General features: G+C 72.8%; 24 protein-coding genes. 8 read left to right on the top strand and 16 right to left on the bottom strand.

Translation table 11 applies throughout. The features are described from left to right. From CC117_RS11260 to CC117_RS11245, 4 genes are all read right to left on the bottom strand, one after another. On the bottom strand, positions 1 to 1,050 hold the full coding sequence (locus CC117_RS11260) for an NAD-dependent epimerase/dehydratase family protein (protein WP_071083684.1): 1,050 nt from the start codon (positions 1,048 to 1,050) through the stop codon (positions 1 to 3). A 64-nt stretch (positions 1,051 to 1,114) separates the two neighbouring features. After that, a complete protein-coding gene (locus tag CC117_RS11255; RefSeq protein WP_116287765.1) occupies positions 1,115 to 1,807 on the bottom strand; it encodes a class I SAM-dependent methyltransferase in 693 nt (230 codons plus the stop codon). Further along, positions 1,804 to 2,499, bottom strand: coding sequence for a TIGR04282 family arsenosugar biosynthesis glycosyltransferase (locus CC117_RS11250; RefSeq protein WP_241830017.1), 696 nt, complete (start codon positions 2,497 to 2,499; stop codon positions 1,804 to 1,806). The genes CC117_RS11255 and CC117_RS11250 overlap by 4 nt, the downstream gene beginning before the upstream one ends. An 11-nt stretch (positions 2,500 to 2,510) precedes the next feature. Further along, entirely contained in the window at positions 2,511 to 3,209 is a 699-nt protein-coding gene (locus CC117_RS11245) for a glycosyltransferase family 2 protein (protein WP_071083682.1), read from the bottom strand. Between the two features lie 141 nt (positions 3,210 to 3,350). Between CC117_RS11245 and CC117_RS11240 the strand changes: the two genes are divergently transcribed. Beyond that, on the top strand, positions 3,351 to 4,085 hold the full coding sequence (locus tag CC117_RS11240; RefSeq protein WP_071083681.1) for a response regulator transcription factor: 735 nt from the start codon (positions 3,351 to 3,353) through the stop codon (positions 4,083 to 4,085). Next, a complete protein-coding gene (locus tag CC117_RS11235) occupies positions 4,082 to 5,251 on the top strand; it encodes a sensor histidine kinase (protein WP_071083680.1) in 1,170 nt (389 codons plus the stop codon). Before CC117_RS11240 ends, CC117_RS11235 begins: the two co-directional genes overlap by 4 nt. Here CC117_RS11235 and CC117_RS36205 read toward each other — a convergent pair. Further along, on the bottom strand, positions 5,135 to 5,770 hold the full coding sequence (locus CC117_RS36205) for a hypothetical protein (protein WP_131803057.1): 636 nt from the start codon (positions 5,768 to 5,770) through the stop codon (positions 5,135 to 5,137). The genes CC117_RS11235 and CC117_RS36205 overlap by 117 nt on opposite strands. Next, positions 5,767 to 6,966 (bottom strand): molybdopterin-dependent oxidoreductase, encoded by a 1,200-nt coding sequence (locus tag CC117_RS11230; RefSeq protein ID WP_071083679.1) that lies wholly within the window; start codon positions 6,964 to 6,966, stop codon positions 5,767 to 5,769. Before CC117_RS11230 ends, CC117_RS36205 begins: the two co-directional genes overlap by 4 nt. 114 nt (positions 6,967 to 7,080) lie before the next feature. Here CC117_RS11230 and CC117_RS11225 point away from each other — a divergent pair, with 114 nt between their 5' ends. Further along, on the top strand, positions 7,081 to 8,736 hold the full coding sequence (locus tag CC117_RS11225; protein WP_241830016.1) for a glycosyltransferase 87 family protein: 1,656 nt from the start codon (positions 7,081 to 7,083) through the stop codon (positions 8,734 to 8,736). On the opposite strand, the gene CC117_RS11220 is transcribed toward CC117_RS11225, so the two are convergent. After that, a complete protein-coding gene (locus CC117_RS11220; protein WP_407673511.1) occupies positions 8,648 to 9,394 on the bottom strand; it encodes an S-methyl-5'-thioadenosine phosphorylase in 747 nt (248 codons plus the stop codon). The two genes, CC117_RS11225 and CC117_RS11220, sit on opposite strands and share 89 nt — an antisense overlap. 477 nt (positions 9,395 to 9,871) lie before the next feature. Between CC117_RS11220 and CC117_RS11215 the strand changes: the two genes are divergently transcribed. Continuing rightward, positions 9,872 to 10,948, top strand: a complete 1,077-nt coding sequence (locus CC117_RS11215) for a glycoside hydrolase family protein (protein WP_084131936.1) — start codon at positions 9,872 to 9,874, stop codon at positions 10,946 to 10,948. 39 nt (positions 10,949 to 10,987) lie between these two features. Here CC117_RS11215 and CC117_RS11210 read toward each other — a convergent pair whose 3' ends face one another. Continuing rightward, positions 10,988 to 11,521, bottom strand: coding sequence for a hypothetical protein (locus CC117_RS11210; protein WP_241830015.1), 534 nt, complete (start codon positions 11,519 to 11,521; stop codon positions 10,988 to 10,990). Positions 11,522 to 11,958: 437 nt separating this feature from the next. Beyond that, positions 11,959 to 12,162 (bottom strand): cold-shock protein, encoded by a 204-nt coding sequence (locus tag CC117_RS11205; RefSeq protein ID WP_018638894.1) that lies wholly within the window; start codon positions 12,160 to 12,162, stop codon positions 11,959 to 11,961. Between the two features lie 281 nt (positions 12,163 to 12,443). Between CC117_RS11205 and CC117_RS11200 the strand changes: the two genes are divergently transcribed. Next, positions 12,444 to 12,635: a helix-turn-helix transcriptional regulator gene (locus CC117_RS11200; protein ID WP_071083677.1), complete on the top strand. Its 192-nt coding sequence runs from the start codon at positions 12,444 to 12,446 to the stop codon at positions 12,633 to 12,635. A 68-nt stretch (positions 12,636 to 12,703) separates the two neighbouring features. Here the strand turns inward: CC117_RS11200 and CC117_RS11195 are convergent, their stop codons facing one another. The 7 genes from CC117_RS11195 to CC117_RS11160 all read right to left on the bottom strand — a co-directional run bounded on the left by CC117_RS11195 (position 12,704) and on the right by CC117_RS11160 (position 20,344). Then, positions 12,704 to 13,558: a glycosyltransferase gene (locus tag CC117_RS11195; protein WP_071083676.1), complete on the bottom strand. Its 855-nt coding sequence runs from the start codon at positions 13,556 to 13,558 to the stop codon at positions 12,704 to 12,706. Positions 13,559 to 13,615: 57 nt separating this feature from the next. Then, a complete protein-coding gene (locus CC117_RS11190; protein ID WP_071083675.1) occupies positions 13,616 to 14,251 on the bottom strand; it encodes a maleylpyruvate isomerase N-terminal domain-containing protein in 636 nt (211 codons plus the stop codon). Between the two features lie 23 nt (positions 14,252 to 14,274). Continuing rightward, a complete protein-coding gene (locus CC117_RS11185; RefSeq protein ID WP_071083674.1) occupies positions 14,275 to 14,703 on the bottom strand; it encodes a PPOX class F420-dependent oxidoreductase in 429 nt (142 codons plus the stop codon). A 132-nt stretch (positions 14,704 to 14,835) separates the two neighbouring features. After that, positions 14,836 to 15,444, bottom strand: a complete 609-nt coding sequence (locus tag CC117_RS11180) for a carbohydrate-binding protein (RefSeq protein ID WP_071083673.1) — start codon at positions 15,442 to 15,444, stop codon at positions 14,836 to 14,838. Between the two features lie 504 nt (positions 15,445 to 15,948). After that, a complete protein-coding gene (locus tag CC117_RS11170) occupies positions 15,949 to 17,067 on the bottom strand; it encodes a hypothetical protein (protein WP_131803056.1) in 1,119 nt (372 codons plus the stop codon). A 109-nt stretch (positions 17,068 to 17,176) separates the two neighbouring features. Beyond that, positions 17,177 to 18,523 carry a mechanosensitive ion channel family protein gene (locus CC117_RS11165; protein ID WP_071083670.1) on the bottom strand — a complete coding sequence of 449 codons (1,347 nt, stop codon included), beginning with the start codon at positions 18,521 to 18,523 and terminating at the stop codon, positions 17,177 to 17,179. A 114-nt stretch (positions 18,524 to 18,637) separates the two neighbouring features. Beyond that, complete coding sequence (locus CC117_RS11160; RefSeq protein WP_071083669.1) at positions 18,638 to 20,344, bottom strand: MFS transporter; 1,707 nt, start codon at positions 20,342 to 20,344, stop codon at positions 18,638 to 18,640. A 274-nt stretch (positions 20,345 to 20,618) separates the two neighbouring features. On the opposite strand from CC117_RS11160, the gene CC117_RS39925 reads away from it, so the two are divergent. The 3 genes from CC117_RS39925 (at position 20,619) to CC117_RS11145 (ending at position 24,187) form a co-directional block, all read left to right on the top strand. Beyond that, positions 20,619 to 21,953 carry a serine/threonine-protein kinase gene (locus CC117_RS39925; protein ID WP_071083668.1) on the top strand — a complete coding sequence of 445 codons (1,335 nt, stop codon included), beginning with the start codon at positions 20,619 to 20,621 and terminating at the stop codon, positions 21,951 to 21,953. 108 nt (positions 21,954 to 22,061) lie between these two features. Further along, positions 22,062 to 23,045 (top strand): AAA family ATPase, encoded by a 984-nt coding sequence (locus CC117_RS11150; RefSeq protein WP_071083667.1) that lies wholly within the window; start codon positions 22,062 to 22,064, stop codon positions 23,043 to 23,045. Between the two features lie 20 nt (positions 23,046 to 23,065). Beyond that, positions 23,066 to 24,187, top strand: coding sequence for a DUF58 domain-containing protein (locus CC117_RS11145; RefSeq protein WP_084131932.1), 1,122 nt, complete (start codon positions 23,066 to 23,068; stop codon positions 24,185 to 24,187). The last annotated feature ends 71 nt before the right edge of the window (positions 24,188 to 24,258 follow it).

Raw genomic sequence — 24,258 nt, 5'->3', positions numbered from 1 at the left:
TCATACCCGCAGCGGGGCCCGGGCGAACTCCGTCAGGCCGTCGGCGAAGGTGACCGTGGCCTGGTAGCCGAGAACGTCATGGGCGCGGGCGGACGAGGCGGTCACATGGCGGACGTCGGCCGCCCGGTAACGACCTGTGATCACCGGGTCCGGACCGCCGTACGCGCGGGAGAGCGCCCACGCCATGTCGCCGATGGTGCGCGGCTGGCCGCTGCCGATGTTGAGTGCCCGCAGCCGCCCGGGCTCGGCAGCCTGGGGGGACAGTGCCAGGGCGGTGGCCCGGGCGACATCCCGGACGTGGACGAAGTCGCGGAGCTGGGCTCCGTCCTCGAGGATCTGCGGGGGCTCACCCCGTTCCAGGGCGCTGCGGAAGATCGACGCGACGCCGGCGTAGGGGGTGTTCCGCGGCATCCGCGGGCCGTAGACGTTGTGGTAGCGCAACGCGACCACCGATCCACCGCTGGCAGCCGCCCAGACGGCGGCGAGGTGTTCCTGCGCGACCTTGCTGGCGGCGTAGACGCTGCGCGGGTCGAGCGGCGCGTCCTCGTGTACCAGTGTCGGCTCCAGCGGACGTCCGCAGTCGGGGCAGGCTGGTTCGAACCGTCCGGACCGCAGGTCGCCCTCGGCGCGGGGGTTGGGCCTGACCGGGCCGTCGGCCGGGCACCGGTACGCGCCCTCGCCGTAGACGACCATCGAGCTCGCCAGCACCAGCCGGTGTACGCCGCGGCGTGCCATCGCGGCGAGCAGGACGGCCGTGCCGAGGTCGTTGTGGCTGGCGTAGGCGGGCAGGTCGTCGAGGTCGACGCCGTGGCCGACCTTCGCGGCGAGATGGCACACGGCGTCCACCCCGTCGAGTGCGGACTCGACGTCGCCCGCGTCGCGGACGTCGCCGATGACAAGCTCGGCCGGCAGGTTCTCCGGGGTTGGGCGGGTCCGGTGGACGGCGGGGTCCAGCGCGTCGAGGACCCGGACCTGCTCCCCCGCCGCCACCAGCGCCTCGACGAGATGGGACCCGATGAAACCGGCACCGCCGGTGACGAGGATGTGCACGCTGGCGACGCTAGGTGCCGACGAGGCGCCGCGGACCCCTGCGGGTCCTTACGAGCCGAGGAAATCAGAGCGCGTCGCCGGCCCGGACGAGGCGGGCGAAGTGCCGCCCGGCAGCCCGCCAGGTCTCCGCGACGTCGAAACCGCTGGCGGCGGCGAGTCCGGTGATCCCGTCGACGCCCACTCCGGCCCAGCGCAGCGGGGCGCTGACGAGGCCCGCGGCCGCCAGCCGGGTCCAGTAGGGGCCGGTCGGTGCGCCTGGCGGGTCGAGTTCGACCAGCACGGTGCCGTCCGGGGCCAGCAGCAGGGCGATCCGGTTCAGCAGCCGGCGGGGATCGCCGCCGATCCCGATGTTGCCGTCGACGAGCAGTGCCTCGCACCACCGGCCGGCCCCGGGCAGCGGGCCGAAGACGTCGCGGCACAGCGCCGAGGCTCCTGACCGCCGGGTCAGGAGGACGGCGAAGGGAGCGATGTCGATGCCGAGGACGGGGATTCCGCGGGCGGCGAGGGCGGCGACGAGACGTCCCGGCCCGCAGCCGACGTCGAGGGCGGGGCCGTGGCATCGGGAGAGCACCGACTCGTCGGCGGCCGAGGCCGGGCCCAGCCACTGGTCGACGCGCAGTGCCCGCCACTGYCCGTGCTGCCGGGCGAGGAGGGTGCTGCCCGGTGCGCGCAGCGCGGCGTCGTAGACGGCACCCGGCGACGCCACGCCCGCGACCGCAGCCCCCGAGCGGGCGACGGCGGTGTTGTCGGCCCTCATCCTGAGCACGTCAGACGTGTCTCGTGGTCGGCCTGGCGGCCGGTCATCCGCAGGCCGGTGGTCTGGAGGGAGCGGGCCAGGGCGGCGAACCGTCCGTCCGGTGCCAGGTTCGCGACCAGCTCCACGTCAGGGGCCGTGTCGACGTCCCGCAGCGCTGGAAGGTCCACCACGCGCAGGCCGGCGGCGCCGAGCCGGTCGCGTTGCACGGCGCCGGTGTCGGGGCGGGACGTCGCGACTCCCCGGACCAGGGTGCCGTCGGCCGCGCGCAGGCCGAGTGCCCACCAGCCGCCGTCGAACGCCGGGCCGAAGACCGCGTCCGTCCGGAGCAGCGCACGGCAGGCCGCGGCCAGGGTGTCGGCGCGTACCTGTGGGGTGTCCATCCCGATCAGCAGGGCCGGTTCACCGCGGACGGCGTCGAAGGCGGCAGCGAGCCGCTCGTCGAACGGGCCGCCGACCTGGGCGATGACCGGTATCCCGGGCGGCAGCCAGTCGCCCGGTGTTCCGTCGAGGACCACCAGGGGTCGCACCGGCGGGTCGAGGTGGCAGCTGGCGCAGGCTGTCACGACGGTGTCCAGGGTGTCGGCGAGTGCGGCCTCGGCCAGCGCCGATCCCTGTTCAGGCAGGTAGGGGGGCGTCAGCCGGGTCTTCACCCGGCCTGGCCGCGGCTCCTTGGCGATGACGATCAGCGTCACGGGGCGCTCCCTCACGGCATGCTCCGCAGCACCGCCGACATGTCCCGCACGGCCCGGGCGGTGCCGAGGGCGGTCCCGGTGACCTTCGAACGGCCCCGGCGGGGCAGGTACGGGACGTCGACCTCGGCGATGCGCCAGTCGGCGGCGGCGGCCCGGGCGAGCAGCTCCAGCGGGTAGCCGAACCGGCGGTCCGCCACGCCGAGGGCGAGCAGGGCCTCGCGCCGGGCGACACGCATCGGGCCGATGTCACGGACGGGTGCCCCGCAGCGCCGGCGGAGCTGGCGGGCGACGATCGCGTTGCCGGTGCGGGCGTGCAGCGGCCATGCGCCGCGCTGCGTGGTCCGGCGCCGGCCGACGACGAGGTCGACCTCGCCGGCCGAGACGGGGCCGACGAGGCGCGGCAGTTCCGTCGGGTCGAGCGAGGCGTCGGCGTCGCAGACGCAGACGATGGGGGCGCGGGCGGCGAGCAGGCCGGCGTGGACGGCCGCCCCGTACCCGCGCATCGGCACGTCGACGACGTGCGCGCCCAGCCCGCGGGCCAGTTCGGCGGAGCCGTCGGTGGAGCCGTTGTCCGCGACGATCGCGCGGTAGCCGGCCGGGATCCGCTCCAGGACCCAGGGCAGGGCGGCGGCCTCGTCCAGACACGGCAGCACGACATCCACCGTGTGGACAGCGCCGGCGCTTGGCGATTCCTGACGTTCAGTGAGCATGTTCGGCAGGCTAGTGACGGAACGTGCTGACAGTTCTTACAGAACGGGGACGTCCTCGGCGGCGCGGCCTGCTTCTTACGAAGCACGAACGGACACCTGGGCAGCCCTCGGCGGGGCGGCCGGGACGTCTACCGTTGGCGGATGGCCCGGGTGTTGCTCGTCGAGGATGACCCGACCGTCGCGGACGTCGTCGGCCGCTACCTTTCCCACGCCGGGTTCGAGGTGGACCGGGCCGGCGACGGCCATGCGGCCCTGGCGCTCGCCGCCGAGTGCTCGCCCGACCTGGTCGTTCTCGACCTGATGCTGCCTGGTCTGGACGGGCGGCAGGTCTGTCGCCGGCTGCGGGAACGAAGCGCGGTGCCGATCGTGATGCTGACGGCGCTCGGCGAGGAGGCCGACCGGGTCGCCGGGTTGGAGACGGGCGCCGACGACTACATCACCAAGCCGTTCTCCCCGCGCGAGCTGGTGTTGCGGGTCCAGTCGGTGCTGCGCCGCACGCTGGCGCCGCCGCCGGCCGGTCGCGGCGTGCTGCGGGCCGGTTCCCTGGTCGTGGACGTCGCCGCCCGGGTGGCGACACGCGATGGCGAGTCCCTGGCGCTGACGGTGCGGGAGTTCGACCTGCTCGCCTTCCTGATGGCGCATCCGGGCGAGGCGTTCTCCCGCGTCACCCTGCTGGAGCGGGTGTGGGGCTGGACCTACGGCGACGCCTCGACCGTCACCGTCCACATCCGCCGGCTGCGCGAGAAGGTCGAGGCGGACCCGACCACTCCGGTGCTGCTGCTGACGGTCTGGGGCATCGGGTACCGGTTCGAGGCCGGAGTCAGCGCGAGCGGGGTCACCGCGAGCGGAGTCAGCGCGAGCGGGGAGCGGTCGTGACGGACCTGCTGCACATCGTCGGGATCGCGCTGGCCTGCTCGCTGGTCGCGCCGCTGCTCGTCGCGCCGGCGCTGCGCTGGCTGCGGCACGCACCGATCCGCGTCTGGGGGGCGGTGCTCGTCCTCGCCGGGGTCGCCGCGATGGCGGCCGGCGTCGCCGGGACGGCCCAGGCGATGTTCCTCTCCGACCATGATCTCGACGTGGTGCTCGTCGTGCTGGCCGTGGCCGCCGTGGCCGCCGCGGCGACCACGCTGTGGCTCGGCCGTCCGCTGGCGCGGGCGTCCACCGCGCTGACGGTGGCCGCGGGGCACCTGGGCGAGCCCGGCTACGAGCCCGTCCGCCGGCCGCCACCGACCGCCGAGCTGGCGGCGATCGCCCGGGCGCTGGACGAGTCGCACCGGCGGCTCGCCGCCGCGCGGGAACGGGAGCGGGCGCTGGAGGCGAGCCGCCGGGAACTGGTCGCGTGGGTCAGCCACGACCTGCGGACGCCGATCGCCGGGATCCGCGCGACGGCCGAGGCACTCGACGACGGGGTCGTCAGCGACGCCGCCACCGTCGCCCGCTACCACCGGGCGATGGTGCGCAGCTCGGAACGGCTCTCCACCCTCGTCGACGACCTGTTCGAGCTTTCGCGGCTGCACGCCGGCTCGCTGGAGCTCACGCTGGAGACGGTGGCGCTCAGCGATGTCGTGTCGGACGCGGTCGCCGCCGCGGACCCGCTGGCCCGGGCCAAGGGGGTGCTCCTGCGGGGCGAGGCCGACGACACCACCAAGGTCGACATCGACGTCGCCGAGGTCGGCCGTGTGCTGAGCAATCTGCTGGTCAACGCGATCCGGCACACCCCCAGCGACGGGACGGTCGCGGTGACGGCGAACGTGTCGGCGTCACGCGCGGTCGTGTCGGTCGCGGACACCTGCGGAGGCATTCCCGACGCGGACATCGACCGGCTCTTCGAGACCGGGTTCCGGGGCGAGCCGGCCCGCACCCCCACCGCGGGCGGGTCGCACGATCACACCCCGCCCGCGGCTCCCGCCGCCGAGGGAAGCCAGTCAGGTCTCGGGCTGGCGATCGTGCGCGGCATCGTCGAGGCGCACGGCGGCGGCGTGACCGTCCACAACATCGACGGCGGCTGCCGGTTCGTCGTCGAGCTCCCCCTCGCCGCCTGAGATCCGGCGGCCGCGGACCGGGTCGCCTGGCGACCGTTGCCGCCGCACCGCACGAATAATCATGATCGCGAGGGCGCCGGCCCACACGGCCCCGAGCACGAGGGCGAGGTTGCGCCGGTAGGGCAGCGGGTTCGTCGTCGGGTTCCCCGGTGTGCCCCCGTAGCCGAGCCACAGCGGGAGACACATCAGAGCCACGGAAGCCGAGACGATCAGGGCGCCCTGCACCACGGCCCGGTACGGCGCCGAGACGAACCGGGCGAGGGCGAGGCCGACCAGCATGGTCGCCGGCACCAGCACGAGATCGTGCACCAAGACCCCACCGGCCAGCCACCGGGTCGAGTTGGGCAGATTGACCGGTCTCGGGTGGGTGAACAGGCCGGCGAGCCCGTAGCCGAGCGCCGCGAGTCCGGCGCAGACGAGCAGGACCCGCACGACCTGACCAACCTGACCAACCTGACCAACCCGGCCGGCTCGGCCGGCTCGGCCGGCTCGGCCGAGCCGCAGCCCGTTGCCGCTCACAGCATCACCACCCGGTGGACCCACTTGGTCTGCAGGACGCCCGGCCGGTTCGGCGCGATCAGCCGGGCCGGGTAGCCGTGCTCGATGTCGAGGAGCTCGCCGTTCAGCCGGGTCGCGAGCAGCGTCAGGTGATCACGGGCGTGCGGCGGCGCGACCTCGCTCGTGCGGTAACCGCCGCGTGCCTCCAGCGACTCCGCCCGGACGCTCGCGTCGGCCGGGATACCGGCCCGGTCCAACAGGTCGCGCAGCCGCACCCCGCCCCAGGTGGCGTCGGCCGACCAGCCCTCGACACAGGTGATCGGCAGGCGGGACGTCGCGCGGCCGAGGTCGTGCAGTTCGGCCAGTGTCAGGGTGAACGGGCGCGGGCCGACGACCTCGAGCCGGTACCCGGCGTCGCGGGCGATCCGCACGACTCCGGCCGCGGCCGCCGTGCGGTTCACCGGCAGCCCCTGCGGCCCGAGGGTCGGGCTGCGCGGCGAGAGCAGCACGGTGCCGCCGGCGCCGGGCACGAACTGGCCGGCGGTCGACACCGTGATCACACCGGCGGCAGTGCCGACCGCGATACCGAAGCCGCGCCGGGACAGCCCCTCACCCGGCGGCTCGGGCTCGCTGACCCGGTCGGTCAGATGCGCCCGGCTGGCGCGGCGACGTCCCACGTTCGCCCGGACGACGGCCAGCTTGGCGGCGACGTGCACCACCAGCGCGCCGATGGTGATCCAGGCGACCCAGTAGTGGGTCACCGTGAAGAAGAAGCGGAACTGGTACCACTGGGCGATGTTGGCGATCCCGGTCGCGAGCTGGAACAGCGCGCCGGCGATCAGCGGGATGATCGAGATCCGTTCGAGCGCGTGGGCGGCGTTCCGCACCGGCGGCCACTCCCACAGCCGCGGGTAGACCGTCCACAGCTTCGCCAGCAGCAGCGGCACGCAGGCCAGCCCCGCCGCGACGTGAACGCCCTGCGTCAGCCGGTAGAACCACACCGGCCTGGACCACCAGGTGAACTGGCCCGGCGGATGCTGCATGAAGTGCGACACCAGCCCGGTCAGGAACGCGGTCACGAAGGCCACGCCGAGCCACATGCCCAGCAGCGACGCGACGCGCGGGTCGTGCAGGCGGCTGGTGAAGGCGTCACCGCGCAGCGGGCCCCGCCGCAGCCGCTCAGGAGGCGGCGGGAAGGAGCGGTCGAGCAGGTTCATGCACGCACGGTAGGCAGGACGTCAGCCGCCCGGACCTGCCCGGCTCATTACGGTCCGCGGAAGCGTCCACCCGGGTACGGGCCGTCTCGGGCTGGCGCCGCCAGGCTGGTGCCCATGGCGATCCGTCCGCACTCCGAGGCGCTCGCGCCGGCACCCGACAGACCAGCCGCCGGCACGGGACCCCTACCGGGAGCCGAACCCGCGGCCGAACCGGGAGCCGCGCCGGGCGCCGTACCGGGAGCCGTACCGGGAGCCGGACGGCGGCGGTGGGCTCTCGTCGCGGCGGCCGGTGTCCTCGCCGGTGCGCTCGCGCTGGAGAGCGCGGTCATCGCGCAGCCGGGCCCGCTGCCCGGCCCGCCCGCGGTGCTGTACCTGGCACTCGCCTGGTGGGCGGTGGCCGCGCTCGGGACCTGGCTGCTGGTACGCGCCGGCTCCCGGCGAGCCACGGTCTGGCTGCTGCTCGCGGGCGCCGTCGCGGTGCACGTGCTCGCGATCGGCGCGGGCCCGCGGATGAGCGACGACCTGTACCGCTACAGCTGGGACGGCCGGGTCCAGGCCGCCGGGATCGACCCGTACCGCCACCCGACCAGCTCCCCCGAGCTGGCACATCTGCGGGACGCCTGGCTCTGGCCGGACGACGCAGCCTGCGCCGAGATCAACCGCGGCCCGGGCTGCACGAGGCTCAACTACCCGCAGGCGCACACGATCTACCCGCCCGTCGCGCAGGCGTACTTCGCTGTGGTCCACTACCTGCCGGGCCCGCCCCGGGAGAACAAGGTCCAGCTCTACGGGGGGCTGGTCTCGCTGGCGCTGACCGGCCTGCTCGTCCGGGTCCTCGCGGCACGCGGGCATCCGGTCGGGTACGCCGCCGCCTACGCCTGGGCGCCGTCCGCCGGGCTCGACGCGGGCATGGACGCCCATGTCGACGTGCTGGCGGCGTTGTTCGCCGTCGGGGCCTGCGCGCTGCTCGCGCGACGTCCGCCCGACCCGGCCCGGCCCGGCCGGCCGTGGCTGCGCAGGCCCCCGCGGTTCGGCGGCACCAGGACACAGGCCAGCGGCGCTGCGGCGCGGATCCACGGCACCGGGGCGCGGGTCGGCGTCGCCGCCGGGGCGTTGCTGGGCGCGGCGGTCGCGGTGAAGCTCTACCCGGCGTTGCTGCTCGTCGCCGCCGCCCGCCGCCGGGCGCTGACGGTCGGGGGCACCGCCGTCGCCGTCGTCGCGCTGTCGTACCTGCCGCATGTGCTCGCCGTCGGCCCGGACGTCGTCGGCTTCCTGCCCAGGTACCTCTCGGTCGAGGGCTACCAGGACGGCCACCGGTTCCTGCTGCTGGGCCTGCTCGGCCTTTCCGGGACGTCCGCCAAGATCGCCGCGGCACTCGTCCTCGCCGCGGTCGCCGCGGCGGTCTGGCGCGCCGATCCGGCCAGGGTCGGCGCGGAGCTCGGCGCGCTCTGGCTGCTGGGCGCGGCCTTCCTGCTCGCCACACCGGCCCAGCCCTGGTACGGGATACCGCTGGTGGCGCTGGCGGTACTCGCCCGGCGCCCGGAGTGGCTGGCGGTGGCCGCGGCGCCCTACGTCCTCTATATGGCGCTGTTCACCGATCTCGCGCTCGCCGACCGGATCACCCGCCCCGGCGGCTACGTCGTCGGCGCGCTCGTCGTGCTCGGCGTCAGCATCGCGCGGGTCAGGGGAGGTCGAAGGGAAGCGTCAGGCCGTCCAGCGCGGCCGGGCACGGGCACGACCGCGCGGACGTCGACGGCAGCGTCGGGATGACCCGGCACACCAGATCGCGCACCAGCTCGATGTTGCGTTCGAACACCGCGAAGACCTCGGCCTGGCTGACGGCCGAGGCGGCGTCCACGCCCGCGTCGTAGTCGGTGACCAGCGCGATCGTCGTGTAGCAGAGCGCGAGCTCCCGGGCGAGGACGGCCTCCGGATGACCGGTCATGTTGACCAGCGACCAGCCCTGCGCGGCGAACCAGCGGGATTCGGCCCGGGTCGAGAAGCGCGGGCCCTGCACCACCACCATCGTCGCTCCGTCGACCAGAGGCCGGCCACCGTCGGCGCCGGCCTTGAGCACCGCCGAGCGGCCGGCCGGGCAGTACGGGTCCGCGAACGAGACGTGCGCCGCGCCGGAGTCGTAATAGGTCTGCGGTCGACCGGACGTCCGGTCGACCAGCTGGTCGGGCAGGACGACGGTGCCGGCCGCGAGCTCGGGACGCAGGCTCCCCACCGCGGCCGGGGCGATCACCTGCCGGACCCCGAGGCTGCGCAGCGCCCACAGGTTCGCCCGGTAGTTGACCGTGTGTGCCGGATGCCGGTGGCCCCGGCCGTGCCGGGGCAGAAACGCGACCGTCCGGCCGCCGACCTCCCCGACCGCGATGACGTCACTGGGATCCCCGTACGGCGTCGTCACGGCGACGTCCGTCATCCCGTCGAGCAGCGAGTAGAAGCCGCTTCCGCCGATCACACCGATCTCCGCGCCGGTCACATCCGTCTCCCGTCATCCGAGCCGATTCCGGGGTCGCTCGTCGTGGCCCGACTCTGACGGGATCCGGGCCGCGCTCGACCCCCATCGACGCGGAAGCTACCGACGCCGCACGTTCCTCTCCCGCGCTCCGGGCCATCCGTCCGCGGTTCGTAACACCCAGCCGCGGGATGCCACCCCACGCCGCGGCTGGCCGGACGCTCGCAGAGGCGCGGGTCCTCCCGGGGCGCGGAACGCTGTCGGTGTCGGTGTCGGTGTCGGTGTCTCTATTCTTGTCCCAGCTGGGGGTCAGCCACGGCATGGTTGTCATGCCGACGAGGAGGACCCGTGCCCGGCGCACCTTCGTCCGCAGCGATCCGGACGACCCGGACCTCTCCAGCCCCCATCTCGCGAGGCGGTGGACGGGCTCGCAGGCGCTGGATGGGCGTGGCCGTCGCCGCCGTCGCGGCCGGGGCAGTACTCGCCGGCTGCGGGCCGGTGGGCGACACTCCGGCCGGCGGGGCGCCGCCGATTCCCGCGACGCTGACTCCGGCTCCGGCCACCTCCGCGCCCGCACCCGGCGGAAATCCGACGGGGCCGGCGTCGAATCCGACAGGGTCGGCGAATCCGAGCGGCTCGACGAACCCGGCCAATCCGGCCGTCTCTCCCACGGCCACGCCCACCCGGGCGACCACGGTGCCCACCCGACCGCCGAACCCGACCCCGGGGCCGAGCACGGGTACGAGCACGGGTACGACGCCGCCCCGGCCGCCCGCCGCGGTGACGGCGAAGAAGGGTGCCGCGGTCTGGACGTACGGCGCGGCCGTACCGGCACTGGTGGATTCGGGAGCGTCCTGGTTCTACGACTGGGGCCCGAAACCCGACAACGACATTCCGCCCGGGGTGCGTTTCGTGCCCATGATCTGGGGGCCCGGTGCGGTGACACCGGCGACGTTGAACCAGGTCAAGGGGTATGGCGACACGCTGCTCACGTTCAACGAGCCGGATCTCGGCGGGCAGGCGGACATGTCGGTGGAGCGCGCGCTGGAGCTGTGGCCGCAGTTGCAGGCGACCGGCATGCGTCTGAGCAGCCCGGCGGTGGCGTGGGGCGCGGCCGACGCGGGTGGCTGGCTTGACCGGTTCATGACAGGTGCCGCCCAGCGCGGATACCGCGTCGACTTCATCACCCTGCACTGGTACGGCAGCGACTTCGACCCGGCGCGGGCCACGGGCCACCTCCGGGACTACGTCCAGAAGACCTACGAGCGCTACCACCTGCCGATCTGGCTGACCGAGTACGCGCTGATGGACTTCGCGAAGTCGCCACGGGCGCCGTCGACGGAGCAGCAGGCCGAGTTCATCCGCCAGTCGACGGCGATGCTGGAGAGCCTTCCGTACGTGGAGCGTTACTCCTGGTTCGGGCTGCCGGCGATCGGCGACAGCGTCACCGGCCTGTACGACGCGGCGGGGCGGCCCAATGCCGCCGGCCTCGCCTATCGGGCCGCCGGAGCCCGCTGACCTGCACCGGTTATCCATCTGCCGGCGCGGCGGTCGCGGTCAGCCGCCAGCACCGCTCAGCCGCGCCCGCAGATGTTCGCCGAGATCGAAGCGGCGCGGCACCCGCATGAGCCCCGCCGGTGTGGCGACCACCCCGAACGCACGCAGGCGTTCCGCGAGGAAATCCCAGTCCTGCGCCCCGCCGCTGTCCTCGACCGCGGCGAGGTCCGGCGGCAGCGGGTGGTCGTCGTCGGCCCAGTCCGGCAACAGCACCAGGTAGGCCATGCGCTCGATCTCCTCGATCGTCAGCTCGGCCAGGAGCTCGTCGGAGGTCGCGGCGCCGCGCGAGGTGCCCCAGCCCCGGTCATCCAGGAGGGTGATCTCCCGGCCGTCCGAAAGCTCGGCGAGTTCGTGCACTCTGACGGCGAGACCGCTGCGTTCGTCGAGGTAGCCGTCCGGCGAGGAGGTAGGCGGCGGCGCGAGGCCCGGCATCGCGGCCGGATCCGGAGCCGGCGCCCTCGACGGAGTCGAGATGGGGCTGGTCACATCGAGGTCGCACCAGATGCGGATTCCCACGACGGCGACGGGGCTCACGGAACCATCATGGCAAGGTCCGCCGCTGGTGACGGCTCTCCGCGGCTGGACCAACGGATGCCTGGATCACGAAGGCCGGCGTAACCTCCGGCAGGATCGGGCTGGTCGGCGGCCGCGGCGGACGACAGCTCGACGGCAAGGACCAGCACCCGAAGGGCGGCGATGTTCACCTACCGGCAGACGGCAATCACCACGTCTGCCGGGAAAAGATCGGTCTTCGGCCGGTACTCGACCGTGTCCCCACTGGGAACGACGGTACCGCCCAACAACTGAATTACCGCAGCAGTCGCCGACCTGGCGAGAGCCCAGGCAGCCCTCGACTCGGGTGGGCCGGTTGCCACCCTGTCGTGGTCAGGCCTGGTGCGGCCTTATGGGACTTTTCGTGCGGAAGGCCGCGAGCCCGGTCCCAACACGGGCTCGCGGCAATCCGTCAAGGTCTAGAGAGGCTGCACCTGGGCGGCCTGCGGGCCCTTCTGGCCCTGCTCGATGTTGAAGGAGACGCGCTGACCCTCTTCGAGAGACTTGTAGCCGTCTCCGACGATCGAGGAGAAGTGGGCAAAGACGTCGGGGCCTCCGCCGTCAACCGTGATGAAGCCGAAGCCCTTCTCGGCGTTGAACCACTTGACAGTACCTTCGGACACGTTCTTTCCTCGTTCCCCTGCTGCGGCACACCCGCGTGGTGTCCCGGCGTTACGCCGATGATCGCGATTGGCGATCATCGTGATGCCATCCTGTACTGGTGACCGGCGGCACCAAGGAGAAGAGCAACGGGACCACCGTACACCCCCCGGTCACGGGTGCCAGGCGGGAGCACGCTGCCTCCGTGTTCCGCCCACCGTGCCGGGAACCGGACGATCGCCGGGGCAGGTGTGGGCGGGATGCTCCGCAGCGCCGCCCTGCTGCCCCGCCGTACGATGGAGCCATGACGGCCGGCGATCTGTGGACAACCGCGGACATCGCTCGACGACTGTCGATCTCGGTCGAGCGGGCCCGGCGGCTGTGTGCCCGCGACGGTTTTCCCCGGCCCATCCAGTCCGAGCCGCACTTCGACCGGTGGCGGGCGCACGACATCGAAGCCTGGCTGCTCGAGGGCGACACCGACCCCTCGCGGTAGGGCCGTGGCGGTGAGCCCGCCTGGCGGTGGGCTGGCCTGCCCCGGTGGCGCCGCGCCCAGGCAGACCGTCAGCGCTTGGCGAACAGGTGCGGGGGTGGCGGCCCGAAACGTCCGCGGAGGAAGTCGAGGAGGCCCCGCAGGCGTCCCTCCACGTTCCAGTAGGGCCCGCGCCGGGTCGGGACGACCGCGCCCGACGCCAGGTGCCACAGCGCGATACAGAGCCGGATGAACACGTGGTAGCGGCCGGAGTGCTCCCGCACGAGCAGCAGCGTGTTGCGCAGCTGCAGGTAGTCGATCGACGCCGAGGTCGAGCCGACCGACGGGTTCCGGACCATCGCACCCCGCACAAGGCCGGATTCCCAGCCGGCGGCCGTCGCCCGCAGCGCGAGGTCCGCCTCCTCGCAGTAGGCGAAGTAACGCTCGTCGAAGATCCCGACCTCGTCGAGGCAGGCGCGCCGGGCGAGCATCAGCGTCCCGTGCGGGTGGCCGACCGGCTCCCATCCCCTGTCGACGCGGGCCGGGACGAGGATCCCGCCGAAGTAGGGGTCGATGACCGGTGTCGCGCCGTCGCCGACGTCCGCGCAGGCCAGCCCCGCGCGTGGGTGCTCGGCGAGCACGCTCAGCATGTTGCTCAGACAGGTCGGCTCGGGCAGCGCGTCATGCGGCGCGAGCACCACCCATTCGCCCGCGTCGCCGTCGGCGAGGAACCGGCGGTAGCCGATGTTGGCCGCGGGGCCGAAGCCCAGGTTGCCGCCGGCCAGCACGACCGCCACATCGGTGGCCTCGACCGCCGGCACGGCCGCCGARCCGTTGTCGACGACCGTGATCGTGACAGGGACGTCCTGGGCGCGGAAGGCGTCGATCGTGTCGACGAGGCGCGCCGGCTGGTTGCGGTGAACGATGACGACCGGGAGAGGCTGCACAGATCAGTGCTATCTCAGCAGGCCGCCCGTTCGCGGTCGAAGAGAAGAGAGCGGCAGTCAGATCGCCGTGATCGTCGTGGGGGCGCGCTCGGCTCGGCTGAAGGCACGCAGGACGGCCGTCGGCCCATGCCGGTGGGCCGCCAGCCGGGTCAGCAGAGCCAGGACGGCGTCTGTCGCCGGCGCGGGCAGCGCCGGCGTCGGGACGTCCACGCTCACCGCCAGGTCGTCCGAGTGGACGGCGATCTCGAGAATGCGGGTGGCCAGGAAGTCGTCCAGGGTCAGCACCATCGACGCGAGGCTCACGAGCCGCCCGGGTGGCTCGGTCGCCAGCCTCCCGGACAGGTCTCGGATGGCGCTGTCGACCCGGTCGGCCAGCGCCGTCGGGCCGTCGACGGCCGCCCCGTCACCCAGCTGGCGGATACCCCGGTTGAGATCGGTGTCAAGAGGGGCGCCGATCCACACCGCCTGGGTGGTGTAGTGCTCGAACAAGGAGACGGGTTTCCCGCCGGGTGGGCTTTCGTTGAGCAGCACCGGAACGATGGTGATCTGCCAGCCCAGATGCCCGGCCAGCCCGCTGACGCGGAAGTGCGCCAACGCGCTGTCCGCCTCCCAGGAGGCGGCGACCGCCGGGTCGCGCAGGAGTGCCGACGCCGACGCGGCGACATCCAGAAAAAGCTCTCTGCCCCATGCCATGGGGCCTATTGTCATCCCGTGCCTCACTGCGAGGACGGGGCCCAGGGGCCGACACCGCCGATACGCTGCACCGAATAGCGAATGATGTACCCGGGCACCCGCGGTGCGGGGAACTCGGCGTCCGGGGCCACGTAGATCTTCGTCAGGCGGTCGAGCAGATCCCAGGTGTCGTCGCTGGGCTGCACGGTGGCATGGGTGTGCAGCACCGCGTACGGGACCATGACGACCCCTGGTTGCCGCGGCGCTTCGAAGGAGAGCACGGCGCGGGGGTCCCGCTCGATGTTGCGCAGTTTCGCGTACCGAGACAGATGGCCGCTGACCAGGTCGTCGCCGTCAAGACCGATCCAGATGACCGAGACCTGGGGGCTTCCGTCCGCGTTGATGGTGCTCAGGTGCGCCAACGGGCCGGTTGCGACCAGGTCCTTCAGGGACTGCGGAAGACCGCCACTCATCTCATGGTCCTTTCCGGGTTCATGCCGAACGGTGAGGCCAAGCTTGCCCGCGCCCCGCCCAGCACCGCTGGGCGGGGCGCCTGTGTACCTGACACCAGCGGAGAAACCCCGCCGACGAGGCCCGGACGTCAGCTATGCCGCCGTGCTCGGGAGCACGGTGAACAGGACGAGCGTGCGGTTGGGGACGAAGGTGCTGTCACCCAGGTACTCGATGTAGGCGTGGCCCTGCCTCGGTTCCGTGATGTAGGGGTTGGCCGGCCTACCCTCGATGGTGATCGTCGCTCGGCCGCGGGCGTCGAGGGTCACCTCGAACGGGGGCAGGCCGAAGTCGTCCTCGTTGCGAACCTTGCCGGTGGGGATGCCGGTGATTCCGGGGAGCGRCACGACCTGCACCTCGACAGTGCTGGGCTGGCCGTCCACAAGCGAACCGGGAACCGATGCGATGACCTCGACGTTMGACGTGTTCGCTGACACCGTGGCCCGGTTCGGCTGGTAGTTCGCGTCGCCGCTGTAGTCGAGGGCCAGCGAGTGGTATCCCGGAGGCAGGTCGACATCCAGCTCACCCGTTGCATACGGATCCCAGCCTTTCCTCTCGGTTGTCACCGTGCCGAGGAGCTTGCCCCCTTCATGCACTGTGAGGGTGCCCGTCGCCCCGGGAAGCTGGCTCGCACGATCGGAGACCGGGACGACACCGACCACGATTCCACTGCCGTTCAGCCCGCTGGTGGCCTCGAGAGTCACCGGTGTCCGGGTGTCGGTCGACGGGGTCGGCGAGATGGCTGGTGTGGTCGGAGCCGGGGTGGGGGTCTGCAGCTGCGTGGGCGTCGGGGGCGGGGAAGTGGCCGTGGACGTCGTCGTCGCTCCGGGGCTCGGCGTCGCCGTCGCTGTCGATGTCGGGCCCCCTGGCCGCCGGAGCCGGAGCCCGGCGGCCACCGGGGACGTCATCGGCGCGCGCGAAGCAGCCCGAATCGATTCGAGCCGCACAGAGTATCGACCGACCTGTTCATGAGGCGGGACAGCCCGAACGTATTGTTCGGACATAGGGAAGCCGGAACCACCGGTATCCCGTTGGCGATCTCTGTATTTCCCGGGGAGTAACCCGCCGTCCCGCATGTGGCCAGCTCAGGCGGTAGGCCACGCAGAACCGTCGGAGACGAGGCGGGGGGCAACAGTAGGCAGAGYAACGCCACCGGAGGACGGGATCGAGCTGCCGCAGCGGTTCGGACGAGCGAGTTCGGACGAGTGTCAGCGGCTGACCGGTTCGAGACTGGCGGCCAGCCGGTGGACGTCGCGACGTCCACGCCCCTGTACCCAGACCTGGGTGCCGGCCCGCTCGAAGCGCAGATGGACCTGGTCGGGGTCGCCGCTGGGAGACCACCGCCGGGCATGGGTGCCGTCCGGCAGCTGGATCGGCTCCCATTCCGCTGGATCCGCCATCCTCGCTCCCCCGGACTGCGTGAACCACCGGTGCCAGCCGCCGGGTCCGCCGCCCGAAGGATGGGCGACGACGACCGACCCGCCCTCGTCGGTGTCGACGACTCCGGTGTAGTGCTCACCGCGCGGGCTCAGCACGGTGAAGTCGACCTCGTCGGCGAGCGAGGCCAGCGGACGGGCTCGTCTGATCGGGGATTCCGCCTCGGCGGCGGTGCCGATCGTCTCCAGGTCGAAGCTGGCCGGATCGACCGGCGCGTCGAACCGCGGGTCGCCCAGCCAGCACCGTTCGACCTCCTGGTCGGCGTACCAGGTGGTCAGGTCCAGCAGTACGCCGGTGGCGCTGTCGACGACGAGGTCGTAGGCGTCGCCGTCGGTGAGGCTGTGCAGGCTGGGTACTGACCAGAACTCGTTCTCGCGTGGCTCGGCACGCAGCCAGGTCGCCGGCCGCCCGTGCCAGTCCAGTGCGTCGCAGGCCTTCAGGTGCAGGCAGGACAGCAGCCGCCAGGGTCGGACGAAGACGAGTTCGCGGACCCACCGGGTGGTCAGGCCGGTGCCGGGATCGGTGACCTGCGAGCCCCGGACGCTCCCGGCGCGGCGCTCGCGCCACTCCTCGCCCCGCACCACGGCGACCACCGCGCCGCCGGCGCCGGCGCCCGCAGCGGCCGCCGCGCTGGCGTGCCATTCGACGCGCAGCGTACGAGGGGTGGCGAGGAGCGAGCCACGCTGCTCGTCCACCGCGACCGCGGCCACCGGCACACGCGGGAACCCTGGCGGCTGGATGTCGACGGGTGTCCCGCGCGCAGCCGCGGCCGCGGTCCGAGCCCTGGTCAGCGCGGCCCTGTCGGCCCACCAGTGGAGGTCGGCCTGCAGCGACGCCCACCGCCCGGCGCTGGTGGACATGCTCTCCAGGGCGTCACCCAACAAGCTCACACAGTAACCGTCGCACGAACAGGCCGATGATCGTGAGACTGCCCTCGAGGCCCGGGCCACCGCGTGACGCGGCGGGCCCGGCGAGGGCTGCACTGACGGCGGTGTTTCGTCAGCGGGCGTGGGCTGACGCGGACACGGGCGCCGAGTCGCTGTCCCCGCGTCCGTCCGTCCCGCGCTGCCGCGGCCCGCGCGGGTCGCCGTCCGACCTGTCGTCATCCTGCGCAGTGGGCTCACCGGTCTCGCTGAAGGCGCGGGAACGCTCCTCGGCGTCGGCGCTGCCGGTGAACAGGCGGGCGTCCGAGATCATCTCCGGGGACTCCTTCTCCAGCCGGACGCGGTCCGTGGGGGCGAATCGTCCGCCGTGCCCGTTCTGGGCGCCGAGCTCGGCCGGGGAACGGTCGATCTCGATTCTGGTACGCGGCAACGCGAGCGAATGCCGGCGCCGCAGCCAGTCCACCAGTGCCTCTCGGACATGGCAGCGCAGATCGAACGTCGTCGGCCCGTCCTTGCCGCTGACGAGGACCCGGATCCGGACATGGTCGCTGATGGCGTCGGTGACCTGCAGGACGCTGACCCGCCCGTCCCACAGCTCGGTGTTCTCCACGATGCGGTGCATCTCGGCCCGCATGTCGTTGACGGGGACCGACCAGTCCAGGTCGAACTCCACCGCACCGAGGACGGCCGATTCCCGACGGGTCCAGTTCTGGAACGGGTTCGTCGTGAAATAGGTCGACGGGAGGATCATCCGGCGGTCGTCCCAGATGTGCACGACGACGTAGGTGAGGGTGATCTCCTCGATTCTTCCCCACTCGTCCTCGACCACGACGACGTCGTCCACCCGGATGGCGTCGGTGAACGCCAGCTGCAGGCCGGCGAACATGTTCGCGAGCGACGTCTGTGCCGCGAGACCGGCGATGATGCCGACCACTCCGGCGGAGGCGACGATGCTCGCCCCGGCGACACGGACGCTGGGGATCGTCATCAGCATCGACGCGATCGCGATCAGCGAGATGACCAGGACGGTGATCCGGCGCAGCAGTGTCACCTGGGTCCGGATCCGGCGGGCATGCCTGTTGTCGGCGATGTCCATCCGATAGCGGGACAGGGCGAGGTCCTCGACGACGAAGGCGAGGACGCCCACCAGCCAGGCGATCGCCGCGATCAGGGCCAGGCCGAGCACCCGCACGGTGGGGGGCGTCCAGGACTGTTCCACGGCGGCGTTCGCGGCCGTGAGCAGCCCGAGGACGACGAGGGCGAAACGCGTCGGCCGCCGTCCGCGGACGGCGAGGTCGCTGACGATCTGCGAATGCCGGCCGATGCGGCGCAGAATCCGGTACAGGAGCAGGGCGGCCAGATAGCCGATGATGGCGGCCCCGGCCATGATCACAAGGACGCCGAGGCTGGAGTCCGTGCCTTCGATGCCGGGGATGGGGCCGAGCGCAGAACGTTCGGTCATAGGCGAAGCTCCTCGCATTGCGGTAGCTGTCCACAGGCCAGGCCCGGTATGCCCGCATCCGCCCGGGTCATGCCCTGCTTTCGGAAAGGCGCCACGCTTCGGCGGACCGCGAGGTCAGCCGGTGGCGGAGGGGCCGCGACCGGATCCGGCGAGCTGGCGCGGGGGGATCCGGCGGGTGAACACCGTCGCGAACAGCGCGACGAGCGCGAGGACCGCCAGCGAGGCACGCAGTGCCGTGACGCGGGCGCGGGCGTTCTCGTCGACGATCACCTCCGCGGTCGGCGCGGGCACGCCGGCGGCGGCGAGGCCGGCCTCCAGATCCTGGTCCGACAGGAACGGGGCACCCTCTGTCAGCCGCACCGTGGCCTGCGCCGCGAGGTCCGGCGGCGCCGCGGGGTTGTCCCGCACGCCGGCCAGGAACGACGTCGTCAGGCTCGCGATGAGCACCGTGCCGGCCACCGCGGTGCCGATCGAGGCGCCCAGGTTGGTCACTGTGTTCTGCACCCCGCCGACCTCGGCGCTGTCCTCGTCCGCGACGGACGAGACGGTGACGCTGCCCAGCTGGGACGCAAGCGCGCCGATGCCGAGGCCGGCCAGCAGCAGCGGACAGGTCACGATCTCCGGCCCGGCGCCGAGATCCAGCAGCGCGATCATGATCACGATCCCGCCGAGGAGCGCGAGAAAGCCCAGACGGACGATGCGGCGCGGGGAGGCGTGCGGGAGCAGCCTGGGGATGCCGACGGCCGCGGCCAGCAGCGTCGCGGACAGCGGAATCAGCCACACCCCGGTCTCGACCGCGGACAGCCCCAGGGACACGGAGAGGAACAGCGGCACGACGAAGAACAGCCCGGCCTGCAGGAGGTACTGAAAGAAGAAGGAGGTGAGGCCGCCGCGCAGCGTTCGGTTCCGCAGCATCGCGGGGTCGAGCAGCGCGGGCCGTCCGCGGGCGATCCGCCTCTCCTCCCACCACAGGAAGACCCGCAGGGTGAACAGGCCGGCGAAGATCAGCCAGCAGGCCGGCGAGAGACCCAGCCAGGCCGGTCCGCCGTCCTTGGGCCTGACGAGCCCCCAGCTTCCCGCCCGCAGGACGCCGTAGACGACCAGACCCAGTCCCAGCGCGGAAAGTCCGGTTCCGGTGAGGTCGAGGCTGGCACTCCACCCCCGGGATCCACCGGCGGGCTCCCCTGCCACGCCCTGTTGGCCCAGCGGGCCCGGAGCCGCCGGACCTCCAGCCGGGGACTCGGACATCCGGCGGGTGAAGGCCAGGATGACCAGCACGACCACCACCTCACCGGCGAACACCCACCGCCAGGACAGGTAGGTGGTGAACAGGCCGCCGACGAGCGGTCCGGTGGCGACCGCGATCGCTCCCGCCGAGGCGACCAGGCCATAGGCTCGCGGACGGTCGGGGGGCGCGAAGTTGGCCGCGACCAGGGCGACGATCGCCGGCATGATCAGTGCCGCGCCGATCCCTTCGAGCACCGACCAGCCCACGGTGAGCACGGCCAGATTCCCGGCGAGCGCCGTGGTCAGCGACCCGCAGCCGTAGATCACGCAGCCGACGGCGAAGACCCGCTTCCGACCGAAGATCCGCCCGAGCCGGCCCCCGGTGATCATGAATGCGGCCATGACCAGGGTGTACAAGGTGATGGCGGTCTGGATGCCGCTGACCGTCGTTCCGACGTCCGCGGAGACGGTCGCGATCGAGACGTTCATGACCGAGCTGTCCAGGGTCATCAGGAACTGACCGGCGCACAGCGTGAGCAGGACGCCTCCCCCACCGCCCGCAGCCCTGGCCGTACCCGTCCCGGCGCTGGCCATCTTTCCCCCCCACGAATACGACTCCGCCGAATGTCGACGTCCGGGCTCCGGTCATCCRCATTGTTGACCGCGGCCGCCGCATTGTCAGCGCACGACGCCGGGGGCCTCGGCCGGATCGGTCGGGATGCCGGAACCCGGCCGGCTATGTCGAACCGCACCTGGCGACATCCCGGTGCAACGGGGGGCTGTGCCGCGCGTGCGGCATTTCGAGCGGCTACAGTCGGAATGTCGCGGGCCTTTGACGGCAGCGCACTGTGCCTGGGGGGGCGACTTCTTGACCGGCAAGCATGACCTGATCGCGGCTGCGTTGCCGGGCTATGCGGTGCACGGCGAGATCGGCCATGGTGCTTTCGGTGTTGTTTTGTCGGGCCGGGACCGGCTGAACCGTCAGGTTGCGATCAAAATTGTTCCCGGCGTGGACGGTGGTAGTGACGACGCCAGGGCGGAGGCCCTCACCCTCACCAGGGTCGATCACCCCCACATCGTGCGGGTGTACGACTACGTCCAGCTGGACGACCGCGCGCTGATCGTCATGGAGCTGGTCGGCGGCGGCACACTGCGCGCGCGGGCCGCACGCGGACTGTCCCCGGCCCAGGTGTGCGCGGTGGGTCTGGCCACCGCTGCTGCGCTGGGCCACGCCCACAGCCGGGGCGTGCTGCACCGCGATGTAAAGYCGGCGAATGTACTGTTCACGGAAGGCGGGCAGCTGAAGGTCGCCGACTTCGGCATCGCGCGGGAGTACACGGGCTCGGACCTGCGGACGGCGACGGCGGTCGGAACCCCGCGCTACATGGCGCCCGAGCAGTTCCTGGCAGGGCCGTTGGGGCCGTCCACCGACCTGTACGCGCTGGGCGTCATTCTCTACGAACTGCTGGCCGGCCGGCCGCCGTTCCGGGCGGCCCCGACGGACGCGCAGTCCTCGCTCGAAGGGCTTCGTCGCAGCCACCTCGGCGAGGCGCCGCCGCCGCTGCACACCGCGCCCGCACCGATCGGCGCGGTCGTCCTGCGGGCGCTGGCGAAGCACACCGCCGACCGGTACCAGACAGCGCGGGACTTCGCCGCCGCGCTCGCCGGCGCCGCCACCGAGGCGCTGGGTCCCGACTGGCTGCGCCGGGCGGGTCTGGTGGTCGGCCTGGACGACGACATCCGCGCGCTGGCTACGAGCGACCCGGCCGCGGTGCCACTCCCCGGCGGCGGGCTGCCGGCGGCGCGGGGCAGCACCGGGCCGACCGCGCTCGCACCCGAACCGTCGAAACACGCGGTCACCCTGGTCGTGCCGCCGCCTCACCAACGGCCGGAGCCACCCGCGCCGCCACCGACTCCCTCTCCGCCCCAGCCACCGCGACCGGGGCCGGGGCCGGTGTTGCGGACGTCCCTGCCGCCGGGCGGCCCGGTCCCGGGCGTCAGCGGCTCGGGCGTCAGCGGCTCGGGCGTGGTTATGGGCACGGCTGCGCTGCAGCGGGTCGTCGGTGAGGAGTCGCGGGTCGTGATCCGCACCGGCACCGACGCCGAGTACCGCAGGCTCGGCTACCGGACGGCCGTCGCCGCGCTCGTGCTGCTCACCGTGGTGGGACTGCTGGTCGCCACGGCACTGCTGCTACGCGGATGACGCAGCTGCCAGGCGGATGACGGTGCCGGGGCGCGGATGACGATGCCGCGCTGACGGCCGGACTGGCCGGCAGGACGACACGCCTGCCGGAATCGAATCGGGGGGATCATGACGGAATCGCTGCTGGGCCCGGATGACACGGCCTGGTTCGCCGAACGCGGCACGGCACTCGTCCGCAACGTGGAGACGCTGATCCGGGGCAAGACCGAGATCGTGCGGCTCGTCGCGGTCTGCCTGGCGGCCGAGGGTCATGTCCTGATCGACGACGTCCCGGGCACCGGCAAGACCTCGCTCGCGAAGGCGGTGGCGAACTCGATCGCCGGCACGATGCGGCGGATCCAGTTCACCCCCGACCTGCTGCCCACCGACGTCACCGGCGTGCAGGTGTGGAACACCGGGACGCAGGCCTTCGAGTTCCAGCCGGGGCCGGTCTTCGGCAACGTGATTCTCGCCGACGAGGTGAACCGCGCCTCGCCGAAGACCCAGTCGGCGCTGCTGGAGGTGATGGAGGAACAGCAGGTCACGGTGGACGGGAAGCCGATCGCCGTGCCGCGCCCGTTCCTCGTCGTGGCCACCCAGAACCCGGTCGAGCACGGCGGGACCTACGACCTGCCCGAGGCGCAGATCGACCGGTTCATGATGCGGCTCACGATCGGCTACCCGGACCACGGCGCCGAGGTGGAGGTGCTGGCGAACCGCCGGGGCGGCCGGTCGGTGGACGCGGTCGCGCCCGTCCTGACCACCGCCGACATCGACCGGATGATCGGGATCACCCGCCGGGTCCACCTGTCCGAGTCGCTGCTCGGCTACATCGTCACCCTCGCCGCGTCGACGCGGCGCCGACCGGAGGTCAGGCTCGGGGTGAGCACCCGGGGCGCGCTGGCACTCGCCGCCGCCGCGCAGGCACACGCGGCGGCCGACAGCCGGACCTATGCGACACCTGACGACGTCAAGGCGCTGGCGCCGTACGTCCTCGGGCACCGGGTGCTGCTGCGCCCGGAGGCGGAGATGTCCGGCCTGCGCGCCGTGGACCTGATCGGGGAGACGGTCGCCGCGGTCCCGGTCCCGAGCCAGCGACTGGCCACCCGTTGATCACGAGGTCCGGTGCCGCGATGATCGCGGCCGCGGGGGTGCTCGTCGTGTCGGGGGTGCTACTCGACTACCCCGAGATGATCGTTCTCGGCCTGGGCGCGGCCGTCGTGGTCGCGGTGGCCGCCGGCTGGATGCTCGCCCGGCCGGACGTCACGATCGAGCGCGAGATCCGCCCGGACCGGGTCGCCGAGGGTGATCCGGCGCTCGCCGTCCTGGTGGTGACCAACACCGCGCGGCGCCGGTCGCCGCCGATCGTCGCCGGCGAGTCGGTCGGTGGCCGCCACGTCGGGATAGCGCTGGCGAGCCTGCCCCCCGGCGGCAGCCAGGAGGCCCGGTACGAGCTGCCGACCACCCGCCGCGGTGTCTTCGAGGTGGGTCCGCTGACCGTCGGTCACGCCGATCCGCTGCGGCTGATGCACGTCCGGCGCGGGTTCCCGTCCCGTTCGGTGCTGCGGGTGCACCCGCGGCTGCTGCCGGTCGCACCGCTGCCRACCGGCGGCTCACCGGACGTGGACGGGCCGACATCCGCCTCCGCCGCACCCGGCGGGGTGGCCTTCCACGGCCTGCGCGAGTACGTGCGGGGCGACGACCTGCGACTCGTCCACTGGCGATCCACCGCGCGCACGGGAACCCTCATGGTGCGCCACAACGTGGTCCCGCGGGAGCCGCGGATGCTGGTCATGCTCGACACCAGCGCGGATCCGTACCAGGCGGACCAGTTCGAGGACGCGGTGCGCATCGCCGCGTCACTGGCCGCCGCCGCCGTGACGCACGGGTTCGGCGTCGAGGTACGCACCACCGGTGGACGTCATGCCGTGGCGGAACGCGGCGCGGCCCCGTCGACGGCACTGCTCGATCTCCTCGCCGACGTCGGGGCAGGCCCCGACGACCCCGGGCTGGGGGCGCTGGCCACGCTCGTCCCGCGGGAGGGCGGGGTGGCCCTCGGGGTCGTGACCGGCCAGGCACCGGCCGCGGGCACCGCCACCGTGTCGAAGGTCCGCGCGCGGTTCGCGATGGTCAGCGTCATCCAGGTCGGCGCGCGGCCGGGGCAGCCCGGTCCGGTGGTGCGCGGCGCGCTGGTCCTGAACGTGCGCGACAGCGACGACTTCGTCACCGCGTGGAACACCCGGGTGGTCCGGTGACCGGCCCGCCGCCCGGGCTGGGGACGGGCGGCGGCGCGGGACGCCCTCTTCCGCTGCCGCCCAGGTTGCAC

The organism is Parafrankia colletiae (genome assembly GCF_001854655.1).
GTDB classification, from domain to species: Bacteria; Actinomycetota; Actinomycetes; order Frankiales; family Frankiaceae; genus Parafrankia; species Parafrankia colletiae.
The sequence above is the reverse complement of the archived record's forward strand: the minus strand, read 5'-3'. Positions and strand labels throughout refer to the sequence as shown.